Origin of the sequence: Streptomyces sp. NPDC015130 (genome assembly GCF_043080005.1) — a bacterium.
Taxonomy (GTDB): domain Bacteria; phylum Actinomycetota; class Actinomycetes; order Streptomycetales; family Streptomycetaceae; genus Streptomyces.
Map to the genome: position 1 here is coordinate 136,327 of NZ_JBIBVC010000018.1, position 23,857 is coordinate 160,183.

Annotated in this window: 25 protein-coding genes; 14 read left to right on the forward strand and 11 right to left on the reverse strand. The window is 72.4% G+C overall.

Annotated elements, in window-relative coordinates; translation table 11 throughout:
• Positions 1–20: 20 nt before the first annotated feature.
• Complete coding sequence (locus ACF08F_RS30795; RefSeq protein ID WP_392301803.1) at positions 21–515, reverse strand: hypothetical protein; 495 nt, start codon at positions 513–515, stop codon at positions 21–23.
• A 113-nt stretch (positions 516–628) separates the two neighbouring features.
• Between ACF08F_RS30795 and ACF08F_RS30800 the strand changes: the two genes are divergently transcribed.
• The 7 genes from ACF08F_RS30800 to ACF08F_RS30830 all read left to right on the forward strand — a co-directional run bounded on the left by ACF08F_RS30800 (position 629) and on the right by ACF08F_RS30830 (position 8,040).
• Complete coding sequence (locus ACF08F_RS30800; RefSeq protein ID WP_392301804.1) at positions 629–1,840, forward strand: pyridoxal phosphate-dependent aminotransferase; 1,212 nt, start codon at positions 629–631, stop codon at positions 1,838–1,840.
• A gap of 92 nt (positions 1,841–1,932) precedes the next feature.
• Positions 1,933–2,331, forward strand: a complete 399-nt coding sequence (locus tag ACF08F_RS30805) for a hypothetical protein (RefSeq protein ID WP_392301805.1) — start codon at positions 1,933–1,935, stop codon at positions 2,329–2,331.
• Between the two features lie 150 nt (positions 2,332–2,481).
• Positions 2,482–3,612 (forward strand): hypothetical protein, encoded by a 1,131-nt coding sequence (locus ACF08F_RS30810; RefSeq protein ID WP_392301806.1) that lies wholly within the window; start codon positions 2,482–2,484, stop codon positions 3,610–3,612.
• On the forward strand, positions 3,609–4,835 hold the full coding sequence (locus ACF08F_RS30815; protein ID WP_392301807.1) for a toxic anion resistance protein: 1,227 nt from the start codon (positions 3,609–3,611) through the stop codon (positions 4,833–4,835). The genes ACF08F_RS30810 and ACF08F_RS30815 overlap by 4 nt, the downstream gene beginning before the upstream one ends.
• Positions 4,832–6,439: a substrate-binding domain-containing protein gene (locus ACF08F_RS30820; RefSeq protein ID WP_392301808.1), complete on the forward strand. Its 1,608-nt coding sequence runs from the start codon at positions 4,832–4,834 to the stop codon at positions 6,437–6,439. Before ACF08F_RS30815 ends, ACF08F_RS30820 begins: the two co-directional genes overlap by 4 nt.
• Positions 6,426–7,028, forward strand: a complete 603-nt coding sequence (locus ACF08F_RS30825; RefSeq protein ID WP_392301809.1) for a hypothetical protein — start codon at positions 6,426–6,428, stop codon at positions 7,026–7,028. Before ACF08F_RS30820 ends, ACF08F_RS30825 begins: the two co-directional genes overlap by 14 nt.
• A gap of 64 nt (positions 7,029–7,092) precedes the next feature.
• Positions 7,093–8,040, forward strand: coding sequence for a poly-gamma-glutamate hydrolase family protein (locus ACF08F_RS30830; protein ID WP_392301810.1), 948 nt, complete (start codon positions 7,093–7,095; stop codon positions 8,038–8,040).
• 126 nt (positions 8,041–8,166) lie between these two features.
• Here the strand turns inward: ACF08F_RS30830 and ACF08F_RS30835 are convergent, their stop codons facing one another.
• Positions 8,167–9,990 (reverse strand): phosphoenolpyruvate carboxykinase (GTP), encoded by a 1,824-nt coding sequence (locus ACF08F_RS30835; RefSeq protein ID WP_392301811.1) that lies wholly within the window; start codon positions 9,988–9,990, stop codon positions 8,167–8,169.
• A 197-nt stretch (positions 9,991–10,187) separates the two neighbouring features.
• Here ACF08F_RS30835 and ACF08F_RS30840 point away from each other — a divergent pair, with 197 nt between their 5' ends.
• Positions 10,188–10,892, forward strand: coding sequence for a hemolysin III family protein (locus ACF08F_RS30840; RefSeq protein WP_392301812.1), 705 nt, complete (start codon positions 10,188–10,190; stop codon positions 10,890–10,892).
• Positions 10,893–10,905: 13 nt separating this feature from the next.
• Here the strand turns inward: ACF08F_RS30840 and ACF08F_RS30845 are convergent, their stop codons facing one another.
• Genes ACF08F_RS30845 through ACF08F_RS30855 form a run of 3 tightly spaced genes read right to left on the reverse strand, consistent with a single transcriptional unit; the run spans position 10,906 to position 13,105 of the window.
• Entirely contained in the window at positions 10,906–11,922 is a 1,017-nt protein-coding gene (locus ACF08F_RS30845; RefSeq protein ID WP_392301813.1) for a glycoside hydrolase family 26 protein, read from the reverse strand.
• 1 nt (position 11,923) lies between these two features.
• Positions 11,924–12,574, reverse strand: a complete 651-nt coding sequence (locus ACF08F_RS30850; protein ID WP_392301814.1) for a vitamin K epoxide reductase family protein — start codon at positions 12,572–12,574, stop codon at positions 11,924–11,926.
• Positions 12,575–12,601: 27 nt separating this feature from the next.
• Entirely contained in the window at positions 12,602–13,105 is a 504-nt protein-coding gene (locus ACF08F_RS30855) for a DUF5949 family protein (RefSeq protein WP_392301815.1), read from the reverse strand.
• A gap of 149 nt (positions 13,106–13,254) precedes the next feature.
• Between ACF08F_RS30855 and ACF08F_RS30860 the strand changes: the two genes are divergently transcribed.
• Both ACF08F_RS30860 and ACF08F_RS30865 read left to right on the forward strand, forming a co-directional pair.
• On the forward strand, positions 13,255–13,668 hold the full coding sequence (locus tag ACF08F_RS30860; protein WP_392301816.1) for a tyrosinase family oxidase copper chaperone: 414 nt from the start codon (positions 13,255–13,257) through the stop codon (positions 13,666–13,668).
• Complete coding sequence (locus ACF08F_RS30865; RefSeq protein WP_392301817.1) at positions 13,652–14,518, forward strand: tyrosinase family protein; 867 nt, start codon at positions 13,652–13,654, stop codon at positions 14,516–14,518. Before ACF08F_RS30860 ends, ACF08F_RS30865 begins: the two co-directional genes overlap by 17 nt.
• Before the next feature lie 68 nt (positions 14,519–14,586).
• Here ACF08F_RS30865 and ACF08F_RS30870 read toward each other — a convergent pair whose 3' ends face one another.
• The 6 genes from ACF08F_RS30870 to ACF08F_RS30895 all read right to left on the reverse strand — a co-directional run bounded on the left by ACF08F_RS30870 (position 14,587) and on the right by ACF08F_RS30895 (position 18,455).
• Positions 14,587–14,862, reverse strand: coding sequence for a chaplin (locus ACF08F_RS30870; RefSeq protein WP_150266565.1), 276 nt, complete (start codon positions 14,860–14,862; stop codon positions 14,587–14,589).
• A gap of 287 nt (positions 14,863–15,149) precedes the next feature.
• The gene (locus ACF08F_RS30875; RefSeq protein ID WP_392301818.1) at positions 15,150–15,662 is read right to left on the reverse strand and encodes a hypothetical protein; all 513 of its coding nucleotides are present in this window, start codon (positions 15,660–15,662) and stop codon (positions 15,150–15,152) included.
• A 118-nt stretch (positions 15,663–15,780) separates the two neighbouring features.
• Positions 15,781–16,368, reverse strand: coding sequence for a hypothetical protein (locus ACF08F_RS30880; RefSeq protein WP_392301819.1), 588 nt, complete (start codon positions 16,366–16,368; stop codon positions 15,781–15,783).
• A 159-nt stretch (positions 16,369–16,527) separates the two neighbouring features.
• Entirely contained in the window at positions 16,528–16,806 is a 279-nt protein-coding gene (locus ACF08F_RS30885) for a hypothetical protein (RefSeq protein WP_392301820.1), read from the reverse strand.
• Between the two features lie 223 nt (positions 16,807–17,029).
• The gene (locus ACF08F_RS30890) at positions 17,030–17,938 is read right to left on the reverse strand and encodes a hypothetical protein (RefSeq protein WP_392301821.1); all 909 of its coding nucleotides are present in this window, start codon (positions 17,936–17,938) and stop codon (positions 17,030–17,032) included.
• Between the two features lie 277 nt (positions 17,939–18,215).
• Positions 18,216–18,455 carry a chaplin gene (locus ACF08F_RS30895; RefSeq protein WP_189510333.1) on the reverse strand — a complete coding sequence of 80 codons (240 nt, stop codon included), beginning with the start codon at positions 18,453–18,455 and terminating at the stop codon, positions 18,216–18,218.
• A gap of 382 nt (positions 18,456–18,837) precedes the next feature.
• Between ACF08F_RS30895 and ACF08F_RS30900 the strand changes: the two genes are divergently transcribed.
• The 4 genes from ACF08F_RS30900 to ACF08F_RS30915 are packed head-to-tail and all read left to right on the forward strand — an operon-like array spanning position 18,838 to position 23,843.
• Positions 18,838–19,896 carry a DUF3344 domain-containing protein gene (locus ACF08F_RS30900; RefSeq protein WP_392301822.1) on the forward strand — a complete coding sequence of 353 codons (1,059 nt, stop codon included), beginning with the start codon at positions 18,838–18,840 and terminating at the stop codon, positions 19,894–19,896.
• 1 nt (position 19,897) lies between these two features.
• The gene (locus ACF08F_RS30905; protein ID WP_392301823.1) at positions 19,898–21,043 is read left to right on the forward strand and encodes a glycosyltransferase; all 1,146 of its coding nucleotides are present in this window, start codon (positions 19,898–19,900) and stop codon (positions 21,041–21,043) included.
• On the forward strand, positions 21,040–22,488 hold the full coding sequence (locus tag ACF08F_RS30910) for a sugar transferase (RefSeq protein ID WP_392301824.1): 1,449 nt from the start codon (positions 21,040–21,042) through the stop codon (positions 22,486–22,488). The genes ACF08F_RS30905 and ACF08F_RS30910 overlap by 4 nt, the downstream gene beginning before the upstream one ends.
• A 2-nt stretch (positions 22,489–22,490) precedes the next feature.
• A complete protein-coding gene (locus ACF08F_RS30915) occupies positions 22,491–23,843 on the forward strand; it encodes an O-antigen ligase family protein (protein WP_392301825.1) in 1,353 nt (450 codons plus the stop codon).
• Positions 23,844–23,857 lie beyond the last annotated feature (14 nt).

The window sequence follows — 23,857 nt, forward strand, 5'->3', positions numbered from 1 at the left end:
GAATCCTCCGACCTCGCCCGCTACCTCGGCCGCTTGGTGGCGCCCCGCCCGCGGCCCTGCTTCCCCGGGTGCTCGGTGGCGCCGGACGCGTCGGCGGTGGGCGCGGTACCCGGTCCGGCCGTCGCCGCCCCGGTCGGAGCAGTCGTCGCCGACGGGCCCTCGCCGGTGGCTTCGGGGCCGGTGCTCCCCGGGGAGGGGGTCGTCGCGGTCGCGGTGGGGGCGCCGCCGGAGCCGCCGGAGCCGGGGCCGGAGGGCGCGGAGGTACCCGCGGTGGCGGTGGCGGTGGGGGCGGTCGGATCCGCCTGGATCAGCGCGGGCGGCCCGTCGGAGCCGCCGTCCGGGGAGTTCGACCCGCCCTTCGTGCCGGCGCCGCCCGAGAGCAGCGCGGCGGCGGCGCCGAGGACGGCGAGTCCGCCCGCGGCGATCAGCCACACCGGGCCGCGGGCCCGGCGGGCGGGGGCGTGGCGGCGGCGGGCGCGCCGGGATCCGGCGGCTCCGGGGTCGTGCTGGCTCATGGGGCCGAATTGTAGGGAGCACGCCACCGAGAGTGCGACGGGGGTCACACCGGGGTGTCCGACGTGTCCCAAAACACGAGGCGTCCCGCCCGGCCCCGCCGTAAGCTCTCGTCATGCAGGTGATCCAGTCCACGAAGCTCGCCAACGTCTGTTACGAAATCCGGGGTCCGGTGCTCGAAGAGGCGATGCGGCTTGAGGCTGCGGGTCATCGCATCCTCAAGCTCAACACGGGCAACCCGGCCGCCTTCGGCTTCGAGTGTCCGCCCGCCATCCTCGAGGACGTGCTGCGGAACCTCTCCGAGGCGCACGGCTACGGCGACGCGAAGGGCCTGCTCTCGGCCCGCCGGGCGGTGATGAGCCACTACGAGACGAAGGGCATTCCGCTCTCCGTCGAGGACATCTACCTCGGCAACGGCGTCTCGGAGCTGATCCAGATGTCGATGCAGGCGCTCCTCGACGACGGCGACGAGGTCCTCGTACCGGCTCCGGACTATCCGCTGTGGACGGCCTCGGTCTCGCTCGCGGGCGGTACGGCCGTGCACTACCGCTGCGACGAGCAGTCCGACTGGATGCCGGACCTCGCCGACATCGAGCGGAAGATCACCGACCGCACCAAGGCGATCGTGATCATCAACCCGAACAATCCGACGGGCGCCGTCTACGACGACGAGATGCTCCGCTCGCTGACGGAGATCGCCCGCCGCCACGGCCTGGTGGTCTGCTCGGACGAGATCTACGACAAGATCCTCTACGACGGCACGACGCACACGCCGACCGCCGCGATCGCCCCGGACCTGCTCTGCCTCACCTTCAACGGGATGAGCAAGAACTACCGGGTGGCGGGCTTCCGCTCCGGCTGGCTCGCGGTGTGCGGCCCGAAGCACCACGCGACCTCCTACATCGAGGGCCTCACGATCCTCGCCAACATGCGGCTGTGCGCGAACATGCCCGCGCAGCACGCGGTGGCCGCCGCCCTCCAGGGCCGGCAGTCGATCGAGGACCTGGTCCTGCCGGGCGGGCGGCTGCTGGAGCAGCGGGACACGGCGTACGAGCTGCTGACGCAGATCCCGGGCGTGACGTGCGTGAAGCCGAAGGGCGCGCTGTACCTCTTCCCGCGCCTCGACCCGAACGTCTACAAGATCAAGGACGACCGGCAGATGGTCCTGGACCTGCTGCGGGCCGAGAAGATCATGGTCGTGCACGGGACGGGGTTCAACTGGCACGAGCCGGACCACTTCCGGATCGTCACGCTGCCGGCGGCGGCGGACCTGGCGGACGCGGTGACGCGGATCGGCCGGTTCCTGGACGGCTACAGCCAGCCCTGAGACCCGGCGGCCGCGCGCCATCACCGGACCTCACTCAACTTTAGACAGAATCTAAGCTAGGATGGCTCCAGAGCACCCAGGAGGCCGTCCCCATGTACGAACCGATCCGCACCAAGTCGGTCCACCGGATGGCCGACGACGACCACACGTATCCGCACCGCTCGCGCGAGGAGGAGCTGGACATCCAGCTCGCCGGACACCTCGCCGCCCTGCTCGCCGTCACCGACGAGCTCGGCGACACGGAGGCCGGCGAGCTCATCGCCCGCCAGGTGGCGCGGCTGCGCGGCGCGCCGCCCGCCCGCCACGCGGGCCTGAGCGGCTCGCCGGCGCGGGACCTGCACAGCAAGGCGCACGCCCTCGCGGGCCGCGCCCTGGTCGTCGCCGCCTCCCGGGCCGACACGGCCGCCGCGATCCTCGCCGCCGAGCGCATGGACGCGCACACCGCGGCGCTGGCCGGGGAACCCGCCCTGGCCGCGGCCGGCACCCCCTGACGGCCCCGGTCCGCGTGGCACGAACCGCGCGGACCGGGAGCCACACATACCCGCCCCCGGAGACGGAGCGGACGGGATGCGGCACCCCCCGCTCCGGTTCGGTACCGGGATCGGCACTTCACGCGCCGTACACCCAACTCCCCCTGGAATGTGGGTTTCCGCGAGCACTCTGCCCGCGTGAGACGCATCCTGGGAATCGTCCTGGCCGTTCTGCTCCTCGGCGGCGTGGCCGCCGTCCTCCTGACGGACGGCGACAAGGACACAGGCACGGCAACGAAGACCGTGCGAGGAGTCATCGGGTCGGAGAAGGCCGAGTTCTTCGCCGACCCTCAGGTGGTGAAGGCGCTCGCCGCCAAGGGATTCACCGTGGGCACCGAGACCTCCGGGTCCTGGGACATGGACGAACTGCCCCTCGACGGCTACGACTTCGCCTTCCCCTCCTCCCGCGGGCCCGCCGACGGGCTCCGCGCGAAGGCGAAGACGAAGGACCGGGCGACCACCTCGCCCCTGCGGCCGTTCTACTCGCCGCTCGTCGTCGTGGCCCACAGCCCGGCCGCCCGGGTCCTCGCGGGCAACGGCCTCGCGACCCTCGGCCCGCGCGGGACGACCGGCACCCTGAAGATGGACGCCTATCTGGCCGCCGCCCGCGCCGACCGGACCTGGCAGCAGCTGAAGGGCTCCGCCGGGCACGCCGAGCTGAGCGGCACCCTCTTCATCACCTCCACCGATCCGGTCGCCTCCAACTCCGGCGCCCTCTACCTGGCGGCCGCGAGCTACGTCGCCGACGGCGGCAAGGTCGCGGGCGACACCGCCGCCGTGACCCGCACCGCACCCCTCATGCGCAAACTGATCCAGGTGCAGGGCGCCCAGCAGGCGGGCTCCGACGCCCCGTTCCGCGACTTCGTCAGCGGTGTCGGCAACCCCCTGGTCCTGGTGTACGAGTCCCAGGTCGCCGCCCAGCTCCTCGCGGGCCGGCCGATGGGCGACCTCGTCGTCCTCTACCCGGACACCACCGTCAGCAGCGACCACACCCTCGTACCGCTCACCGAGAACGGCCGGGCGCTCGGTGAACTCCTCTCCAGCGACCCAGAGTTGCGCAAGCTCGCGGTCCGCCACGGCTTCCGGCCGCAGGGCCCGGCGGGCGAGTTCACCTCCGCCACCGGCGCACACACCGCCTACCTCAACCAGACACTCACCGGTGTCCGCCAGGCGCCCGTGCCCACCAGCGAGGTGCTGCACGAGATGGCGCGGCGGGCCCGCGACCAGGGGGACCCCGCATGACCGGACAGCAGCCCGAGGACCCGAGAAGAACGATGGCCCTGACACCTCCCGGGCACGACACCCCGCTCGTGCTCACCCCGCCCGAGCCGGTCCCGCCCGTCCGCCCCGCGCAGGCCTCCGGCCTCGTACCGCTGGACGAGGCCACCCGCACCGAGATGTCCCGGCGGGCCTCCGAGTACGTCACCACGCTCGAAGGGCTCGACCCGCGCTCCCCCGACTTCGCGGGCCGCATCGGCGAGATCGCGGCGCTCGGCGCCGGCGAGATGCGCTCGGCCGCCCAGCAGTCGAACCGCATGCTCGACCGCACGGTCCGCTCGCTCGGCACCGGCGCGCCCGGCGGCGACGCCCAGACCCGGGTCGGCGCCTCGCTCGTCGAACTCCGGCGCACGGTCGAGGACCTGGACCCCCGGGACACCCCCACCAAGGGCATCAAGGGGCTGCTCGCCAAGCTCCCCGGCGGCAACAGACTGCGCGACCACGTCGCCAAGTACGCCTCCTCGCAGGCCACGCTGAGCCGGATCGTCGGCTCGCTCCGCGGCGGCCAGGACGAACTGCGCCGCGACAACGCGGCGTTGCAGACGGAGCGGGCCCGCCTGTGGGAGACCATGGGCAGACTCCAGGAGTACGCGGTGCTCACGGAGGCCCTCGACGCGGCCGTCGAGCAGCGCGTCGCCCGCACCCCGGACCCGGCCCAGGCGGACGCGCTGCGCGCCGACGTACTCTTCCCGGTCCGGCAGAAGCACCAGGACCTGCTGACCCAGCTGGCCGTCTGCGCCCAGGGGTACATGGCGATGGACGTGGTCCGGCGGAACAACGACGAGCTGATCAAGGGCGTGGACCGCGCGGCGTCGACGACGCTGACGGCCCTGCGGATCGCCGTCATGCTCGCCTCCGCCCTGGAGAACCAGCACAAGGTCACCGAGCAGGTGAACGTGCTGCGGTCGACGACGGAGGACCTGATCCTCGGCAACGCGGCGATGCTGTCGCAGCAGGCCGACGACATCCACGAGATGGCGGCGAACCCGGCCGTGGGCGCGGAGACCCTCCGCACGGCGTTCCAGCAGATCTACTCGACCCTCGACGCCATCGACACCTACAAGGTGCGGGCGACGGAGTCCATGGCGGCCACGGTCGACTCCCTGACCGCGGAACTCCAGGTGGCCAGTGCGCACCTGGAGCGCAGCCGCCGCACGAGCGCCCTGGAAGGGGGCGGCGCCGCATGAGGAAGGCCGCCTCCCTCCCCCGGGCGCTCGCCGCCCTCGCCCTCGCCCTGCTCGTCACGGCCACCGGCGGCTCCTGCTCGACCATCGACAACAGCACCGTCGGCGGCCAGGGCGGCCCGACGCCCGACCGGTACGGCACGGGCTACGCCCCCGGCACGCTCCGGGTCCTCGCCTCCTCCGAGCTGGCCGACATGGCCCCCGTACTGGAAGAGGCCCGCAAGGCCACCGGGGTCACCGTCCGCCCCACCTACGCGGGCACCCTCGACGCCGTCGAGCAGATCGCCTCCGGCGAGGCGGAGAAGGCGTACGACGCGATCTGGCTGTCCTCCAACGACTACCTCAGGCTCCGCCCGGACACCGTCGGCCGGATCACCGGCGAGACCCCGGTCATGACCTCGCCGGTGGCCGTCGGCGTACGGCCCGAGGCCGTCGCCCGGCTCGGCTGGGACCCGTCGAAGGTCACCTGGTCGCAGCTGCACAAGGCGGTCGCCGAGAAGAAGCTGACGTACGGCATGACCGACCCGAAGCGCTCCAACTCCGGTTTCTCCGCGCTGGTCTCGGTGGCCTCGGGGCTCTCCGGCGCGCAGTCCGCGCTGACCGCGCAGGACGTCGCCCGGGCCACTCCCCGGCTGAAGGAGTTCTTCGCGGGCCAGAAGCTGACGTCCGGCTCCTCCGGCTGGCTCGCGACCGCGTACGGCCGCCGCACCGACCTCGACGCGCTCGTCAACTACGAGTCCGTGCTGCTGTCGGCGCCCGGGAAGCTCACCGTGATCCGCCCCTCGGACGGCGTCGTGACCGCCGACTACCCGCTGACCCTGCTGACCTCCGCCCGTGCCGAGGCGAAGGACGCCGCCGGCCGGCTCACGACGTATCTGCGCACCCCGGACGCCCAGCGGCGCATCACGGAGACGACCCTGCGCCGCCCGGTCGTCCTCGGTGTCCCGCCGGCGGCCGCGCTCGCCGAGGACAAGCGGCGCGAGCTGCCCTTCCCTGGCAGCCGGGCCGTCGCCGACGACCTGCTCGACTCCTACGACAACGCCCTGCGCAGGCCCTCCCGCACGGTGTACGTGCTCGACACGTCCGGCTCCATGGCGGGCGAGCGCCTCGAACGCCTGAAGGCGTCGCTGGCCGAGCTCACCGGCGACTTCCGGGACCGGGAGGAGGTCACCCTGATGCCCTTCGGCTCCGCGGTGAAGCGGGGCGAGGTCCACACGCACAAGGTCGACCCGGCCTCGCCCAAGGCGGCGCAGGACGAGATACGGAGCGACACGGGGAACCTCACGGCCTCCGGCGGCACCGCGATCTACTCCAGCCTCCAGGAGGCGTACCGCTTCCTGGGCGGAACCCGCGGCGACGACACCTTCACCTCGATCGTGCTCATGACGGACGGCGAGAACACCGACGGCGACCCCGCCTCCGCCTTCGACACCTTCTACCGCTCCCTGCCCGCCGAGCAGCAGCGCACCCCGGTCTTCCCGATCCTCTTCGGGGACTCCGACCGCGGCGAGCTCGACCACATCGCGAGCCTGACCGGCGGCAAGCTCTTCGACGCCACCACGGGCTCGCTCGACGGCGCCTTCGAGGAGATCCGTGGCTACCAGTGACCGTCTCCCGAACCGCCTCCTGCGGTACGCCGAGTCCCGCAAGAACCTGACGGGCTGCGCCGCCGGCCTGGCCGGTCTCGCGCTCACCCTCACCGGGGCGGCGGGCGCCCTGTGGCCGCTGGTGGTCGTGGGCCTGTACGCGGCGGGGGCGCTGATCGCCCCGCCCGAGCGCCCCGACACCCCGTGCTTCCCGGATGCCGGCGAGCAACTCGACGCGCTGCGCGCCGACTTCACGAAGCTGCGCGCCTACCTGGCCGAGGTGGAGCTGCCGCCGGCCGCGCGCGAGCGGGTCGACGAGCTGGCGGAGCTCCTCGACGCCCTGCTGGCGCCGGGCTGGGTCAGCGACCCGGAGCAGCTCCACGTCCTGGCCCGCGCGGTCCGCCAGGACGTCCCCGAGGCCGTCGACACCTTCGTACGGACCCGCTGGTGGTCCCGTGTGACCCCGGGCGCGGAGCCGCCGGAACGGCACCTGGAACGGCAGCTCTCGGCGCTGCGCGAGGAGGCGTCGGCGATCGCGGACGAGCTGCACGAGGCGGAGGCCCTGCGGCAGCAGACGCACACGCGCTACCTGGAAGAGAGGAACCGCTGAGAAGAGGATCACTCGGGAGAGAAACCACCGGCGGCGGCGCTCCAAGATCGAATATGTTCCGCGCATGACATTCTCAGAGCGCCCCACGTCCCGCCGCACCGTCCTGACGACCCTCGCCGCGGCCGCCACCGCAGGCGCCCCGGTCCTCGGCCTCGCCTCCGCCGCCCCGGCGGCCGCCGCCGGGGTGGACCCGGTGCAGCCGGCCCCGCCGGAGTACCCCTCGAACACCGCGCTGTACAAGGACCCTGCGCATGTCGAGGGCACCTCGTACAGCCGTCGCTGGCGCCGCCACCAGCGGTTCGACACCGACATGTCCGCACAGGGGGACTTCCCGCGCACCGCGATCCTCGCGCTGCACGGCGGCGGCATCGAGAAGGGCACGAGCGAACTGTGCCTGGGCATCGCCGGCTACAGCCCGGGCAGCGCCCCCGGCGACGGCAAGGGCGACCCCGCGGGCGCCCCGATCCTGCCGACCGTGCACGACTACTTCATGTTCGAGGGCCTGCTCTCCGACGGCAACCGCGCCCTGCACGTCACCTCGAAGAACTGCGACGACCACGTCGTCCTGTCGACCGTGCGCAGCCACCTCAACGTGCTGTCCCTGCACGGGTGTACGTTCGGCCAGCTCGACCTGCCCCTGGCCGACTTCCCTGAGACCGGGAACAAGGCCGTCGCCGTCGTCGGCGGCCTCAACAAGGCCTTCCGTACCGCGCTGGTGACCGAGATCAAGAGGGCGGGCTTCCAGGCGGTCGACGCCTACGACCCGAAGTACTCCGCCACGCTCGGCGAGTACAACGGCAGCCACGTCACCAACCCGTGCAACCTCACGATGCTCTCCATGGGAGCGCAGCTGGAGCTGACCACGGAGCTCCGCGAGAGCCTCTTCGGCGACCATTCGTCCCGCGGCGACCGCGCGCAGACCTGGTACAAGTCGGGCGGCCGGTTCGAGGCCTTCCGTGACGCCTGCCGCAAGGCGATCGCCACCGTCGAGACCGGACAGCCGATCCTGTAGCGGACGTGCGCCGGCCCCCGGAGCCTGAGGGGGCTCCGGGGGCCGGATGCGTCGTGGTGGGCCGTCGTGACCCCACTGGTCAGGGCGGTGTTTCGGGGCAACCCACCACGAGTCTGGGAAGGGGGACTAGCCCAGGCGCTCCACGAGCGCGTTGTACTGGTCCCACAGCTCCTTCGGCGTGTGCTCGCCGAAGGTGTTCAGGTGGTCCGGGACGAGGGCGGCCTCTTCGCGCCACACGTCACGGTCGACCTTGAGGAGGAACTCCAGGTCCTCGGCCGGCAGGTCGAGGCCCTCGGTGTCGAGGGACTCCGGGGTCGGCAGGATGCCGATCGGGGTCTCGACGCCCTCGGCCTTGCCCTCCAGGCGCTCCACGATCCACTTGAGGACGCGGCTGTTCTCGCCGAAGCCGGGCCAGACGAACTTGCCCGCGTCGTTCTTGCGGAACCAGTTCACGTAGTAGATCTTCGGCAGCTTCGCGGCGTCCGCGTTCGCGCCCACCTTGACCCAGTGGGCCATGTAGTCGCCCATGTTGTAGCCGCAGAACGGCAGCATGGCGAAGGGGTCGCGGCGCAGCTCGCCGACCTTGCCCTCGGCGGCGGCGGTCTTCTCGGAGGCGACGTTCGCGCCGAGGAAGACGCCGTGGTTCCAGTCGAAGGACTCGGTGACCAGCGGGACGGCGGAGGCGCGGCGGCCACCGAAGAGGATCGCGGAGATCGGGACGCCCTTGGTGTCCTCCCACTCGGGGGCGATCGTCGGGCACTGGCCGGCCGGGACGGTGAAGCGGGCGTTCGGGTGGGCGGCCGGGGTCTCGGACTCCGGCGTCCAGTCGTTGCCCTTCCAGTCCGTGAGGTGGGCGGGGGCCGTCTCGGTCATGCCCTCCCACCACACGTCGCCGTCGTCGGTGAGCGCGACGTTGGTGAAGACGGAGTTGCCCCACAGGGTCTTCATGGCGTTGGCGTTGGTGTGCTCGCCGGTGCCGGGCGCGACGCCGAAGAAGCCGGCCTCGGGGTTGATCGCGTAGAGGCGGCCGTCCTCGCCGAAGCGCATCCAGGCGATGTCGTCGCCGATGGTCTCGACCGTCCAGCCGGAGATCGTGGGCTCCAGCATGGCGAGGTTGGTCTTGCCGCAGGCCGACGGGAAGGCGGCGGCGACGTACTTGGCCTCGCCCTGCGGCGGGGTGAGCTTGAGGATGAGCATGTGCTCGGCGAGCCAGCCCTCGTCACGCGCCATGACGGAGGCGATGCGGAGCGCGTAGCACTTCTTGCCGAGCAGGGCGTTGCCGCCGTAGCCCGAGCCGTACGACCAGATCTCGCGGGTCTCCGGGAAGTGCGAGATGTACTTGGTGGTGTTGCACGGCCACGGCACGTCCGCCTCGCCCTCCGCGAGGGGGGCGCCCAGGGTGTGGACGGCCTTGACGAAGAAGCCGTCGGTGCCGAGCTCGTCCAGGACGGACTGTCCCATGCGGGTCATGGTGCGCATGGAGACGGCGACGTACGCGGAGTCCGTGATCTCGACGCCGATGGCGGAGAGCGGGGAGCCGACCGGGCCCATGCAGAAGGGCACGACGTACATGGTGCGGCCGCGCATCGAGCCGCGGAAGATGCCCTTCTCACCGGCGAAGACGTCCTTCATCTCCGCGGGGGCCTTCCAGTGGTTGGTCGGGCCCGCGTCCTCCTCCTTCTCGGAGCAGATGTAGGTGCGGTCCTCGACGCGCGCGACGTCGGAGGGGTCGGAAGCGGCGTAGTACGAGTTCGGACGCTTGACCGGGTCGAGCTTCGTGAAGGTCCCCTTGGCGACGAGCTCCTCGCACAGACGCTCGTACTCCGCCTCGGATCCGTCGCACCAGACGATGTTGTCCGGCTGGGTGATCTCGGCGATGTCGTTCACCCAGGAGACGAGCTCCTGGTGCTGGGTCGGGACGGTGGTGGGAGCCGCGTTGTCGCGCGCCACGATTGCTCCTTGTTGAGGGGTTTTTTTGGTGTATGCCCCGTGGGGGCCGCGACCCGGATGCTTCGTAGCTGCTCATCCGGTGCCGACCGCACTCATTTGATCATCCGATGTTAGCGCCCATATGTCCAGAGGGCCGCACACGTGAGCATCGCCACTCATATCCGGGACCTACGGGCGCGTAGGTACGATGCGGTCTCATGACTGCAGCCATGCCGGAAGTGACCCCGACCGATGTCCCGGGGCCGGTCGAGAACCCCCTGTCGCTCCCGCCGAAGCCTCGACTCAGAGGCTGGCTGCACGCCGGCATGTTCCCCGCCGTCATCGTCGCGGGCCTCGTCCTCGTCGCCTTCTCCGACTCGCCCCGCGCCCGGATCGCCTGCGGGATCTACGCCCTCACGGCCTGCCTGCTCTTCGGCATCAGCGCGCTCTACCACCGGGGGAACTGGGGGCCGCGCGGCGAGGCCGTCCTGCGCCGCCTCGACCACGCCAACATCTTCCTGATCATCGCGGGCACCTACACCCCGCTCACCCTGCTCCTGCTGCCCGACTCCACGGCGAAGCCGCTCATGTGGGCGGTCTGGGCGGCGGCGCTCGCCGGCATCGCCTTCCGCGTCTTCTGGGTCGGCGCCCCGCGCTGGCTGTACACGCCCTGCTACATCGCGATGGGCTGGGCCGCCGTCTTCTTCCTGCCGGACTTCATGCGCGCGGGCGGCATCGCCGTCCTCGTCCTCGTCATCGTCGGCGGTCTGCTCTACAGCGCGGGCGGGGTCATCTACGGCATGAAGCGCCCGAACCCCTCCCCCCGCTGGTTCGGCTTCCACGAGGTCTTCCACTCGCTGACCCTGGCGGCCTTCATCGTCCACTACGTCGGCATCTCGCTGGTGGCCTACCAGCACGCCTGAGCCGCGACGACGGTCAGGGGCGGGCGGGAGCCCCCAGCGCGCCCCTGACGATCCGCGCCGACTCCGGATTGTCCGCGCACTCCCACACTCCGTGCGGGCAGTAGTCCGTCACCGTCTGGTAGACGGGCCGGTGCGCCGCGAACCAGTCGAGCATTCCGCGCACGTAGACGGGGTTGTCCCCGTTCCGGAACAGCCCCCACTCCGGGTACGAGACGGGCTTCCCGTGCGCCGCCGCGAACCGCACATGGTGTTCGAGCCCGTACTCCTCGGTGACCTGCTCCTCGAAGGAGAGCCCGGCCGGCTGGTCGTAGGCGTCCATCCCGATGATGTCGACGACGTCGTCGCCGGGGTAGCAGAGCGGCCACGCCACGGCGTCGAGCCCCCGGCTCGGGGTGAAGTCGAAGCGGAACCGCTGCCCCGGCACGTCCCGCAGCACCCCCACGACCCGCCGCCAGTACGCCTTCCAGGCCGTCGGGTCCGGCCCGCAGCGATGGCTGTACGTGGTGCCGTTCATCTCCCAGCCGAGCACGAGGACCGCGTCGTCGAGCCCGTGCTCCACGAGCCGCTCCCCGAGGACCCGGAAGTGCGCGTCGAAGGCGCCCCCGGCGCCGCGCCGCAGCCCGGCGCGGACCTCCGCGTCCGGCAGCCCCGCCTCGTTGCGGTCGAGCAGCGGCACGTTCAGGACGAAGAGCCGTCCCGGCCGCTCCTCCTTCCAGCGCGCCCAGGGCTCGAAGAGCGCCGGGTGGCCCTCGATGTTGGACCAGCGGTCGCCGGGCAGGTACGTGTGCCCGACGGTGAGGGTCTCGCCGCCGAGCCAGGCCTGCACCTGCGCGATCCGCCGCACCCCCGCCTCGTCGGAGCCGGTGAAGAAGCCGGAGGGCACCCCGGGCAGCGGCTCCGGCGCCACTGGAGCCCTGCTGCCGGTGTGCCGCCCGCCCGGCGCGAGGCCGCCGTGGGGCAGCAGGAGCACGAGAACGGCCGCGAGCAGCACGGTCAGTGCGGCCCGCGGCCAGGAGAGGAAAGGTTTCACGTCAGCTGGTCCAGAAGTCCCACCACCGGGTCAGGATCAGCATCCCGATGATCCCGATGTGCAGGACGGGCAGGGCGAAGGCGAACTCGCCGAGGAAGGTCCGCACCCCGGCCGGGGCGGGCAGCAGCCCGGCCCGGACGTTGTGCGCGGTCACGTACCAGAACATGACGATCGTCGCCGTCCAGGCCAGACAGCACCACAGGCAGAGCGCGTTGATCTCGTACAGCGACTGGTGCATGAGCCAGGTGCAGAAGCCGACGCCGAAGAGCATCCCGGCGTTGAGGCCGAGCCAGAACCAGCCCCGGTAGCGGGCGCCGGCGAGCAGCCCGGCACCGACGGCGACGACGACGGCGTACGTGACGAGCCCGAGCATCGGGTTCGGGAAGCCGAAGACCGCGGCCTGCTCGCTCTTCATGATGTTGCCGCAGGAGACGACCGGGTTCAGGCTGCACCCGGGCTGGAAACCGGGGTCCTCCAGGAGCTTGAACTTGTCGATCGTGATCACCCAGCCGGCGAGCACGCCCGCCGCCCCGGTGACCATCAGCATCCAGGCGAAGGCCCGGCCGGCGCCGAGCCCCGTTCCCGCGGCCTCCCGCGCGGCCTCCTCCTGCCGCTGCCCGGGCACCCCGCCCCGTACGTTCACCGTCGCCATGTCGCGACCCCCTCTCCGTTCTCCGGCTCAGCCCTGGAGGCGCCGGACCGGCATCAGGACGTGGGCGCTCTCCGCGAGCATCTCCTCGTCGGAGACGAAGGTGCGCAGCTGCGCCTCGTCGACGGGCTGCCCGGGGACGGCCTCGGGCCAGGGGCGCACGGAGCAGATGAGGTAGACCTGGCCGCGCTCGCGGGCGGCGGTCTGCCACTCGTCGGGCACGGGGCACTGCACCTTCAGGAAGGGCAGGTTGAGCACGGCCGAGCCGCCCTCGACGAGCAGCGTGGCGTTGATCCCGGCGTCCTTCTCCAGGTCGAAGAGGCGGTCGCCGACCGAGAGGCCCATCGACTCCAGGGCCGTACGCATCGCCTGCTGACCGGCCTCCGGTCCGTCCCGGCCGTCGCCGAGCGAATACGCCATGAGGAACGGCGTGGCCGCCTCGTCAGCGGTGGGCTCGCTGGACCACGGAATCACCGTGAGAGTTCCCAGCGGAGAGGCGCTGCGCGCCGAGGAAACGACATTGGAAGTGGTCATGAATAAGGATGCTAGTGGGCCAACCACCCTTTCCCCGCGCCGATTTCACCCGAACGGTCGATATTCACGCCGCTGGCATTTCCGACGCAACGAACGCGGGTTTTCATCGTTGTGCCCAGAGGGCAATTGCCGACCCGAGGAGATCACTCATGATCGTCCCGCGCCGCGTCGCACTGCGGTCCCTCTTCGCACTGGCGGTCACCGCCTTCACCGGGGGCGCGCTCGGCCGCATCGCGACCCGCACCCCGCCGGGAGCACCGTCAGGGGCACCGCGCGACCCGCTCGCCTTCGACGAGATGTACGGGGGCCGCCGCATCCAGGGCTTCGTCGGCCCCGGCGGCACCCCGGTCGCGCTCGTCGACGGCCGGCCGCTGCACCTGATGCGCTGTGCCGACGGCGGTTACGTCTCGCCGATCGACCACTACGCGTCCTGCCCGACGCCGCTGGCGGCCACCCGCGCCGCCGTGGACGAGCTGGGGACGGCACCGCTGTCCCGGTTCGCCGCCGCCCACGGCGTCCACACCGACCCGACGGGAGGGAGTCCGCGTGGTGTACACGCGTAAGAACCAGCGCGACCTGACCGGCGCCGAGCGCCGGAAGTTCGTGGCCGCCGTCCTGGAGCTCAAGCGGACCGGCGCGTACGACGAGTTCGTCCGCACCCACATCGACCACTACACGGCCGACGGGGAGGGGCGGCTCAGGACCGCCCACATGGCGCCGAGCTTCCTGCCCTGGCACCGCAGGTTCCTGCTGGAGTTCGAGAAGGCCCTGCGCCGGATCGACGGCACGGTCTCCGTCCCGTACTGGGACTGGACCCGGGACAACAGCCCGGCCTCCTCGATCTGGGGCGAGGACTTCATGGGCGGGAACGGCCGTCGGGCCGACCTCCAGGTGATGACCGGCCCCTTCGCCCACTCCTCGGGGCGGTGGAACGTGACGTACGCGATGTCCGAGACCCGCTTCCTGACCAGGGACTTCGGCCGGCCGCGCGACCCGGTCGCCCTCCCGACGCAGGCCCAGCTCGACGACGTGATGCGGGAGCGGGTGTACGACGTGGCGCCCTGGAACTCGACGAGCTCCTCCGGCTTCCGCAACCGGCTGGAGGGCTGGGCCCCGGGCCAGGGCAACGAGCGGTTCCGGATCCACAACCGGGTGCACCGCTGGGTCGGCGGGCTGATGCTCGGCGGGGGCTCCGTCAACGACCCGGTGTTCTGGCTGCACCACTCCTTCGTCGACCTGGTGTGGTCACGCTGGCAGCAGCGCAACCCCGGGGCCGCCTACCTGCCGGCGGAGCCGCCGCCGCTGGGGGACGCGCAGTACCGCAAGGTCGTCGCCCGGCACCAGCCGATGGCGCCCTGGGGGGTCACCCCGGCGGAGCTCTTCGACCACAGCCGGATCTACCGGTACGCCTGAGCCCGTACGCGCGTGTGTCCCCCCGGCCGAGCGGGCCGGGGGGACACACGGGGTGGAGCGAGGGGGGCTCAGCCGCCGTAGCCGCCGTCACCGTGGCCGTGGCCGTCGGCGTTGATGCAGGTGTTGCCGAAGGCCGGGTTGAGCAGGCCGATGACGTTGACGGTGTTGCCGCAGAGGTTCACCGGGACGTGGACCGGGACCTGGACGACGTTGCCGGAGGCGACACCGGGCGAGTGGGCGGCGACGGCCTCGGCGCCCGAGTCGGCGACGGCCAGGCCGGCTCCGCTGAGGGCCACGGCACCCGTGCCGGCGAGAACAGCGGCAGCCTTCGCGATGCGAGACATCAAGAACTCCTTGGACGTGGATAGCGACCGCAGGAATCACGGCCGACTCCCCTTCAACGCCCGTCACAAGGACTGGTCACGGTCATTGCGCCGAACGGTACGGAAGAAATCCGAAAAGATCCGAAAAGAGTTTGGCCCGTGGACCGGAGGGCGCCGCCGCCGGATACGACGGGCGATCTCGGTCCACGGGCCGCGGCCATGCGACGAGCCTTCTGTTGTAACGATCAACGACCTTTGGGGTGGCGGGGAAGAATCGTGTCTTCACCCGCGCGGGGGGCGCTCCGGCCTCAGTGCGCGGTGGGCACCAGGCCCAGCTGGGGGTCGAGCGCCCCGCTGAGCACGGGGGTGAGGACGCCGACCTGAGGCTTCGCCAGGTCCGGGAGGCCGGCGAGCCCGTTGCCGCCGGGGGCCTCCACCGGGTTGCCGACGACGGCGCCGGGAGTGGCCGCCTTCATCTCCGAGTGCGGGCTGCTGAGGAGGGCCCGGCCCGGGTCGCTGCCGTCCAGGAGCTCGGGCAGCGGAGCGTCCACGACGGTCTTCGGGAGGGTGCCCGTGAGCGGCACGCTCGGGAGGGCGAGGTCCGGCAGGGAGCCGAGGCCCTTCTGGAAGCCGGTGGGCGCGCCGGGGACCGGGACGGGCACACCGGTGGCGACCGTGGGAGCGTCCATCGGCAGTACCGGGTCCAGGCCCTGGAGCGGGACGATCACCGGTGCCTCGACGGCTGAGGCCGGGGTGGCCAGGGCGGCGGAGGCGAGCGCGGTCATGAGGATTCCCATGCCGGCGTGAGAGCGCAGAGTCATGCCCTGGAGAACGAGGCGTTCGGGGGAAACGTGGCGCAATACCCCCGTGTGCAGCAACGCCGGAGGCCCTCACCGGTGAAGGCGAGGGCCTCGCTTGACGTTCCGTCGGTCCGTGGCGTCAGTGACGGCGGGCGATCCGTCCGCCCCGGAGGTAGACGACGGTGCCGCCGATGATCAGCGCCGCACTGATGGCGGCCGCACCCATGAGCGCGGAGTCACCGCCGGTCTCGGGGAGTTCGGGCGGGGTGGTCGTCGGAGGCCCGGTCGTCGGCGGCTCCGTGGTCGGCGGCTGAGTCGTCGGAGGGTGCGTCGTCGGCGGCTGAGTCGTCGGAGGGTGCGTCGTCGGCGGCTGAGTCGTCGGGGGATGCGTCGTCGGCGGCTGAGTCGTCGGGGGATGCGTCGTCGGCGGCTGAGTCGTCGGGGGATGCGTCGTCGGGGGGTGGGTCGGCTCGTCGCCGTAGCCGCCGGGTTCCCCCGCCTGGGCGCAGAGGTCTCCGACGGCTGCCGCGATGAACTCGCCGATCTCCCCGTCCTTGCCGCAGACGTCCGCGGGGAGGGGGCCCTGGGCATGGCCCGCCGAACCAGGTCCGGGGGAATCACCCGTACCGGAATGGGAGTTGGCGGCGAGGGCGAATCCGCCGGTCAGCGACAGGACGCCGGCCGCCGCCGCTGCGGTGAGATATTTCCTGCTGATGATGGACCGCATACCGCTCTTCCTCTGGAGAAAGGGAGAGACCGGCGAGGATCCCCCCTCGCTCCGACCGGTCAGTCCACGTCGACGATCGCGTGGGATGGACCAGACAGTAGGGAGCGGTGCCCCGCGCCGAGCGGGGGCGACACGGCGGCCGATCAGAAAATCATTCGATCAGCCGCCGAGCGGAGTACCGACCGGCAGACCGCCGAGCATCGAGGAGCCACCCTTGCCGGCCTCGTTGAGCTGGCCCACGGTGTCCGTGACGGTCTTCACCGGCGAACCCTCCGTCGTGCTGCTGAGCACGTCCGTCTTCAGGCCGTTGGCGGCGATCGCGTCCAGCCCGCCGTTCAGGCTGGTGGGGGTCAGCGCCTCCGTGGCCATGGCGGGCGCGGCGGCACCCAGCGCCACGAGCGAGCCGGCGACGATCGCGGCGACCTTGGTGGACTTCATGGGGGAATCCTTCCTCTGTTCTTTCAAGTCGCTTTCCACACAGGCTTCTTGGCCGAATCCCGTGTGTTGTTCTGCCTTCTGTAACGAGAGGTGCGCTCCCCGGAAACTCCAGGAGGAAGGATTTCTCGACACTGCACCCGATCGATGTCGACCGGTGCTATTTGTCGCGCGCGAAGGCCCGTACCGGCCGGCGGACGCCGGACCGGTACGGGCCTTCGGGGGACTACCTGACGGGAAGCGGGGGCTTGACCGGCAGGTCGGGGAGGGCGACCGGCGGCTTCACGGGCGCGTCGACCGGCAGTTCGGGCGGGTCGACGGGCAGCTCCGGCGGGTCGACCGGGAGCTCCGGCACGCCGGCCGGGAGCGCCGGGAGCGCGGGCAGGCCGGCCAGGTCGGGTGCGGGCAGACCGCTGCCGAGCACGGTGGCGACGGCCAGGTTGACCAGCGAGGTGAGCGTCGCGGTCACCTGCGGCACGACTCCGGCGGCGTCACCCGAGGTGACGGCGGCGAGCAGCCCGGCGACGGCCTTCTCGACCGTGGCGAGGGCGTCGTCCACGACGTCCGCGGGCGCGGCGGCGGCAGCCTTCGCACCGGCGGCGACGGGCAGGCTCACCGGCGGCTTCACGGGAAGCTCGGGCGCGGGGAGGTCCGGGGCCGGAAGATCCGGGGCGGGGAGATCCGGGGCGGGGAGATCCGGGGCCGGAAGGTCCGGGGCCGGAAGATCTGGAGCGGGGAGGTCCGGGGCCGGAAGATCCGGGGCGGGGAGGTCCGGGGCCGGGAGGTCAGGCGCCGGGGTGTCCGGCAGTGGCGCCGGGGCCGCTTCCTTGGCCTGTTCGACGGCCGCCGCGATCTTCGTCTTGAGGGCGTCGGCGTCGGCCGCGGGCAGCTGGCCCGCGTCGGCCTTGAGGGCTGCCGTGACGAGTTCGGTCACGGGGGTCGTCACGGAGCCGAGGTCTCCGAGCGCCTCGGCCTGGGTCAGCAGGGCGGCGGCTTCGGGGAGGGGCGCGTGGGCGGCCCGGTCGGCCGCGGAGGACGGATGGTGTTCGCCGGCGACGGCGGGTCCCGCCGCGCCGAGGGTGATGGCGGCGGATATCGCCAGGGCGGTGATGCGGCGTGTAGCCAGGGGACGCACTTGTGTTCCTTTTCCTGATGCGTGGGACAACTGCTCTCCCACTGTGCCTGCGGGTATAGCCCTCCGCGACCGGAGAACTACTGAGCGCCACGTCTCCGTTCGAGTGAATCCCCCCGCCCGCCCTGCCCCCCGAAGGGGCGTACGCCGTTGCACCGAACGGCGCACGACGGTGCGGCCGAACGAGTAGCCCACCAGTCCCCGCAAGGAAAAAGCCGGTGCGCCCGCCCCGATCGGGGTGGGCGCACCGGCTTCGGAAGGACCGATCCGCTGTGCGAGATCAGACGTTGGCGCAGAAGTTGCCGAAGGTCGGGTTCAGCGCGCCGATGACGCTGACGGTGTTGCCGCAGACGTTGACCGGGATGTGGACCGGGACCTGGACGACGTTGCCGGAGCCGACACCCGGAGACTTCACGGCCGCACCCTCGGCGATGGAGTCGGCAGCGGCGACACCGGTGGCACCGGCGACGGCGGCGGCGGCACCCACGGTCAGGACAACGGCCTTGGCGATACGGGACATGGAGAAGAGCTCCTCGATCGAATTCATCCAACTCGGACTGCGCGGACTGTTCGGCCCGGCTCTCTCAACAACGCATCGGCGTTTCATCGGTTGCTCTCCCGAACGGGTGACGTTCAACCGATCTTTGGGCCATAAGAGGGCCATTGGAGCGACTGGGCGTGGAATGGCGCAACACGCTCAACGAGGAACCGGCCGCGCGGATACGGGAGTTAGCGTTTCCGAGCATCTAATGCTTACTATCGCCCCGCGTCGGGGTTATAACGTTCCCGAACGTTGCTTCCGGGCCGGCCGCGCGTTCACCCATTTCGTGCGGACGACACCTCCCCCTCTCCCGGCCTTCTCGGGTCTTCCCCTCCTCCTCCCATCAAAGCGGAGAACCTCTATGCGGAATTCAGCGTTTCCTGCTGTGCGTCGCAGTGTGTTGTGCGCCCTGTCGTGTGCGGTCCTGTCCGCCGCGCTGCCGGTCGCCTCCGCCGCCGCGCCCCCCGCGGGCGAGGCCGCCCGCGTCCCCTTCGCGCCGCGTTACGAGGCCGAGCAGCACGGCGGGATCGTGCGGGCCGCCAACACCGCGGCGAAGGGGCTGAGGGGCACCGAGTCGGTCAACGACGACTCCTCGATCGCGTACGTCGACGTGGACGACGACCCGAACACGTACAACTCCAGCCGCGCCGAGCTCCCGGTGCCCTCGGGCGCCCGGGTGGGCTGGGCCCGGCTGTACTGGGGCGGGAACCTGCGGGTGGGCGAGCAGAAGCCGTCCGCGGACAACGGGCGCGTCCTGATCGCCGAGCCCGGCGGCCGGTACAAGGCGCTGCTCGCCGACACCCTGATGGGACACCGCACCGCCGACGGCGCCGACGCCTTCCAGGCCTCCGCCGATGTCACCGAGCTCGTCCGCTCGGCCCGCTCGGGCCAGTGGACCGTCGCCCAGGTCAACGTGGCCATGGGCCGCTCGAAGGTCGGCGGCTGGGGCGGCTGGACGCTCGTCGCCGCGTACGAGAAGGCCTCGGAACCGCTGCGCCGGCTGGCCGTCTGGGACGGTTTCGAAACGGTCGGCCCGGCCACCGGTGAGCTGCGCGTACCGGTCGACGGAAACCGTTATCCGAAGGGCACGGCCGGGCGGCTCGGAGTGATCGCCTATGACGGTGACCGCGGTACTTCCGGCGATTACCTGGCGGTCGGGACAAGCGCGTCCAAGCGCGTCCGAATGGCCGATTCCGCCAATTCCTCCGACGACGTCATGAACTCCAGCATCACGGAATTCGGCACCGGTCGGACGGTCCGCTTCCCCGATGGTACGAACACTCTGGGATACGACTCCGACGTGTTCGACCTCCGGGGGGCGCTGCGCGAGGGGGCCGATCGTGTCCACGTCGGGTTCGGCAGCCGGAAGGACACCGTCTGGCTCGGTGCGCTCTTCCTCCAGGCTGACGTCCGGCGCTGACGTGCGGCCTCCACGAGCGCCGGAAGCGCCGGATCCCGCCTCCCTCACCGTCCTGCACGCGGTCCAGCCCGGAGACGGCGGGGTCGCCCGTGTCGTCGTCGACCTGGTTCGTGCCCAGCGCGCCGCCGGCCTGCGGGTCGCCGTCGCCTGCCCGCCCGGCACCGCCCTGTCCGCCGCCGTCCGCGCCGAGGGCGCGGAGACCCACGACTGGCGGGCCGGCCGGGACCCCGGGCCCCGGCTGGTCCGCGAGACCAGGGAACTGGCCCGGGTGATCCGTGCCGTCGGGCCCTCGCTCGTCCACGCACACAGCGCCAAGGCCGGGCTGTGCGCCCGACTCGCCCTGCGCGGACGGATTCCGACGGTGTATCAGCCGCACGCCTGGTCCTTCGAGGCGGTCACCGGGACGACCGCCTCGCTCGCCCGCCGCTGGGAGCGGTTCGGCGCCCGCTGGGCGCACCGGATCCTCTGCGTGAGCGAGGCCGAGCGCCGTACCGGCGAGGCGGCCGGCGTCAGGGCGGACTGGTCCGTCGTCCACAACGGTGTGGACGTGGCCCGGTTCGCGACCGAGGGGCCGCCCGGCAACCCCGCGCCCACCGTCGTCTGTGTGGGCCGACTCTGCCGCCAGAAGGGCCAGGACGTGCTGCTCGCCGCCTGGCCGGCCGTCCTCGCCGAGGTGCCGACGGCCCGGCTCGTCCTGGTCGGTGACGGCCCGGACGGCGAGCGGCTGCGCGCCGCGGCGGGCCCCTCGGTCCGCTTCACCGGCGCCGTCGACGACACCGTCCCCTGGTACCGGGCCGCCGACGTGGTCGTCCTGCCGTCCCGCTGGGAGGGCATGGCGCTCGCGCCGCTGGAGGCCATGGCGAGCGGCCGGCCGGTCGTCGTCAGCGACGTGGACGGGGCGCGCGAGAGCCTGCCGCCCGACCACGCGTCCCCGTGCCTGGTCCCACCCGAGGACCCGGCCGCGCTCGCCGCCGCTCTCGGCCGCCTCCTCGGCAGGCCGGAGCTGCGGCACCGACTGGGCCGAGAGGCCCACCACCACGTACTGAGCAGTTTCGATGTCCGGCGCACCGGTGCGGCCGTCGCGGGGGTCTACCGCGAACTCGCCGGTGTGCGGGGGGCCGAGCACAGAGAGCCGATTGCGCAGTGACCACGGAAAGTACCAGCGTTCCTTCCCCGGGCCCCTGGCCCACGGCGGGCCAGGCCTTCGGGCTGGCCTCCCTCGCGCCGCGCCGCGGCGCGCCCAACCGGCTCGCGATGCCGCACCGCCGCGTCCGCCGGCGACGGTCCGGCGCCGCGCCGCTCGTGGCCGTCGACTGCCTCGCCGTCCTGGCCGCCGCCTCGCTGCTGAGCGCCGCCCACCAGGACGCCCGGCTGCTGCTGCCGGTCGCGGCGCTCGTCCTCGTCCTCGACGGGTTCGGCGGGCTGTACCGGCCGGCCGCGCACACCCGGCTGCTCGACGAGCTGCCCGCGCTCGCCTCCCGCGCCGGGGTCGCCTGGTGCCTGGCGGCGGCGGCCGTGGCCGCGTACTCCCCCGCGCTCGTGATCGGGCCGCTGCGGCTCTGCGCCGCGTACGGCACGCACGTCGCCGTCGTGTGCCTGGTCCGCGCGATGCTGCTGGCCCGCAGGCGGCGGGTGGCGCGGGAGCGTCCGCGCTCGGCGCTGCTCGTCGGCGGGGCGGGGGCCGCGCGCCGGTTCGCCGCCGCGGCGGCCCAGCACCCCGAGTACGGGATGCGGCCGGTCGGGATCATCGGCGTGCCGGAGCAGGGCGGCGCTCCCCGGTCGATCGGGGAGCCCGGGCTTCCGGTGCTCACCACGACCGAGGAGATCCATCGGGCCGTCATCCAGAACAGCGTGCGCGACGCGGTGTTCCTCGACGACGACCCGGGTCTGGTGACGCTCTTCCAGCACTACGGCTGCACGACCTGGCGGGTCGGCGGCGAGCCGCGGACCGGCGCGATGGGCGAGCACCTGTGGGGGTACGCCCGGCACCGCATCGTCCCGCTGGGCGAGCGCCCGGGGCTGTCCGCCAAGCGGGCGCTGGACATCGCGCTCGCCGCGCCCGCGCTGGCGCTCGCGCTGCCGGTGCTGCTGGTGTGCGCGCTCGCCGTGCGGCTCTCGGACGGTCCGGGGGTCCTGTTCCGGCAGGAGCGGGTGGGGCAGCACGGCCGCCACTTCACGCTCCTGAAGTTCCGTACGCTGCGGCCGAGCGACGACACCGAGTCGGCGACCCGCTGGAACGTGGCGGGCGACCGGCGGATGAGCGCGGCCGGCAGCTTCCTGCGCAAGAGCTCGCTGGACGAGCTGCCGCAGCTGTGGAACGTGCTGCGCGGGGACATGAGCCTGGTCGGGCCGCGACCCGAACGCCCGTACTTCGTCGCCCAGTTCAGCAAGATCCACACCGGTTACGCGGCCCGGCACCGGATGCCGGTGGGGCTGACCGGTCTGGCGCAGGTGCACGGGCTGCGCGGGGACACGTCGATCGAGGACCGCTGCCGGTTCGACAACCACTACATCGACCACTGGTCGCTCTGGCAGGACGTCTGCATCCTGCTGCGCACGGCGGCCGGGCTCGTCCGACCCACAGGGAGCTGAGGATGGCCACGGCCGTGACGCCGGTGCCCGCGGTCGACCCGGACGTCCGGATCGTGCCGCCGGGGCCCGCGGTCCGTCCCGACGTACGGGACTGGGTCCGCCGGGCCGGGGCGCTGTCCCCGGTCCTCGCCGTGATCGCGCTGCTGCTCGTCCCGGGCGGCGGCGGCGCGCAGGGCGGCACCGGCGGCACGGGCACGATCGCGGACGCGGCCTCCGGACTCCTCGTCCTGATCTGCCTCGTGCGGCTGCTGCGCGGCGGCACCCGGCCGCTGACCCGGGCGGCGGCCGTCGTCCTCGGTCTGCCCGTCCTCGGGATCTGCCTGGCCGCGATCACCTCGAACGACCCGGCGGCGAGCCTGCCGGGCGTCGCGCGCTACGTGCAGGTCTTCGTCCTCGTCCCGGCGGCCGTGCTCCTGATGATCCGCGACCGGCGGGACTTCGCCGTCGTCGCGTGGGGGCTGGTCGCTCTCGCGCTGCTCCAGGGCGCGGTGGGCGTCGTCCAGTACCTGACCGGTACGGGCGCCTCGTACATGGGCGAGGACATCCGGGCCGTCGGCACCTTCGGGCCGACCGATGTGATGGGCATGGCGACGGTCGTGTCGTACGGGCTCGTCGTCGTCACCGGGCTCGCGCTCGGCAGCCGGCCCGGCCGGACCCGGACGGCGGCGCTGGTCTGCGCGGGGCTGCTCTTCCTGCCGCTGGTGCTGTCCTTCAGCCGGGGCGCGTGGATCGCGACCGTGCTCGCCTGCGGGATCCAGCTGCTGCTGTCCGGTCCGCGCCGGGCGGCCCTGGTGGCGCTCGCGGCGGGGGCGCTCGGGGTCGTGCTCGTCGGCGGTCTCGGCATCGGTTCGGCGATGGTGAAGGAGCGGGCCGCCAGCATCACGCAGGTGGCGGCGGCGCCGGACCAGTCGGTGACGGACCGGTACACCATGTGGGCGGCGGCCGGGCGGATGTGGAGCGCGGAGCCGGTCACGGGCGTCGGCCTCAAGGGCTTCCCCGCGTACCGCGACTCGAACGCCTCGCTCGCGCTCTCCTCCGGCAGCGACACGGCCGGCGCGGGCGCCGCGTTCCAGCGGCAGCCGCTGCTGTCCCCGCACAACATGTACCTGCTGGTGCTCAGCGAGCAGGGGCTCCTGGGGCTGCTCGCGCTGGCGGGCAGCTGGGTCGCGCTGCTCGTCGGCGCGCTGCGTCGGCGGCGCCTGGGCGCGGACTGCGCGCTCGTCGCCTCGGGCCTGCTGTCCTGGCAGCTGATCGACTTCTTCTACGCGGACATCGGCGGCCCCTCGACGGTGCTGATGTCGGTGGTGTTCGGCCTGGCGGCCTGGTGGTCGCTGGCGGAGGTGCGGCGTGCGTGACCCGTGGGCCGGGG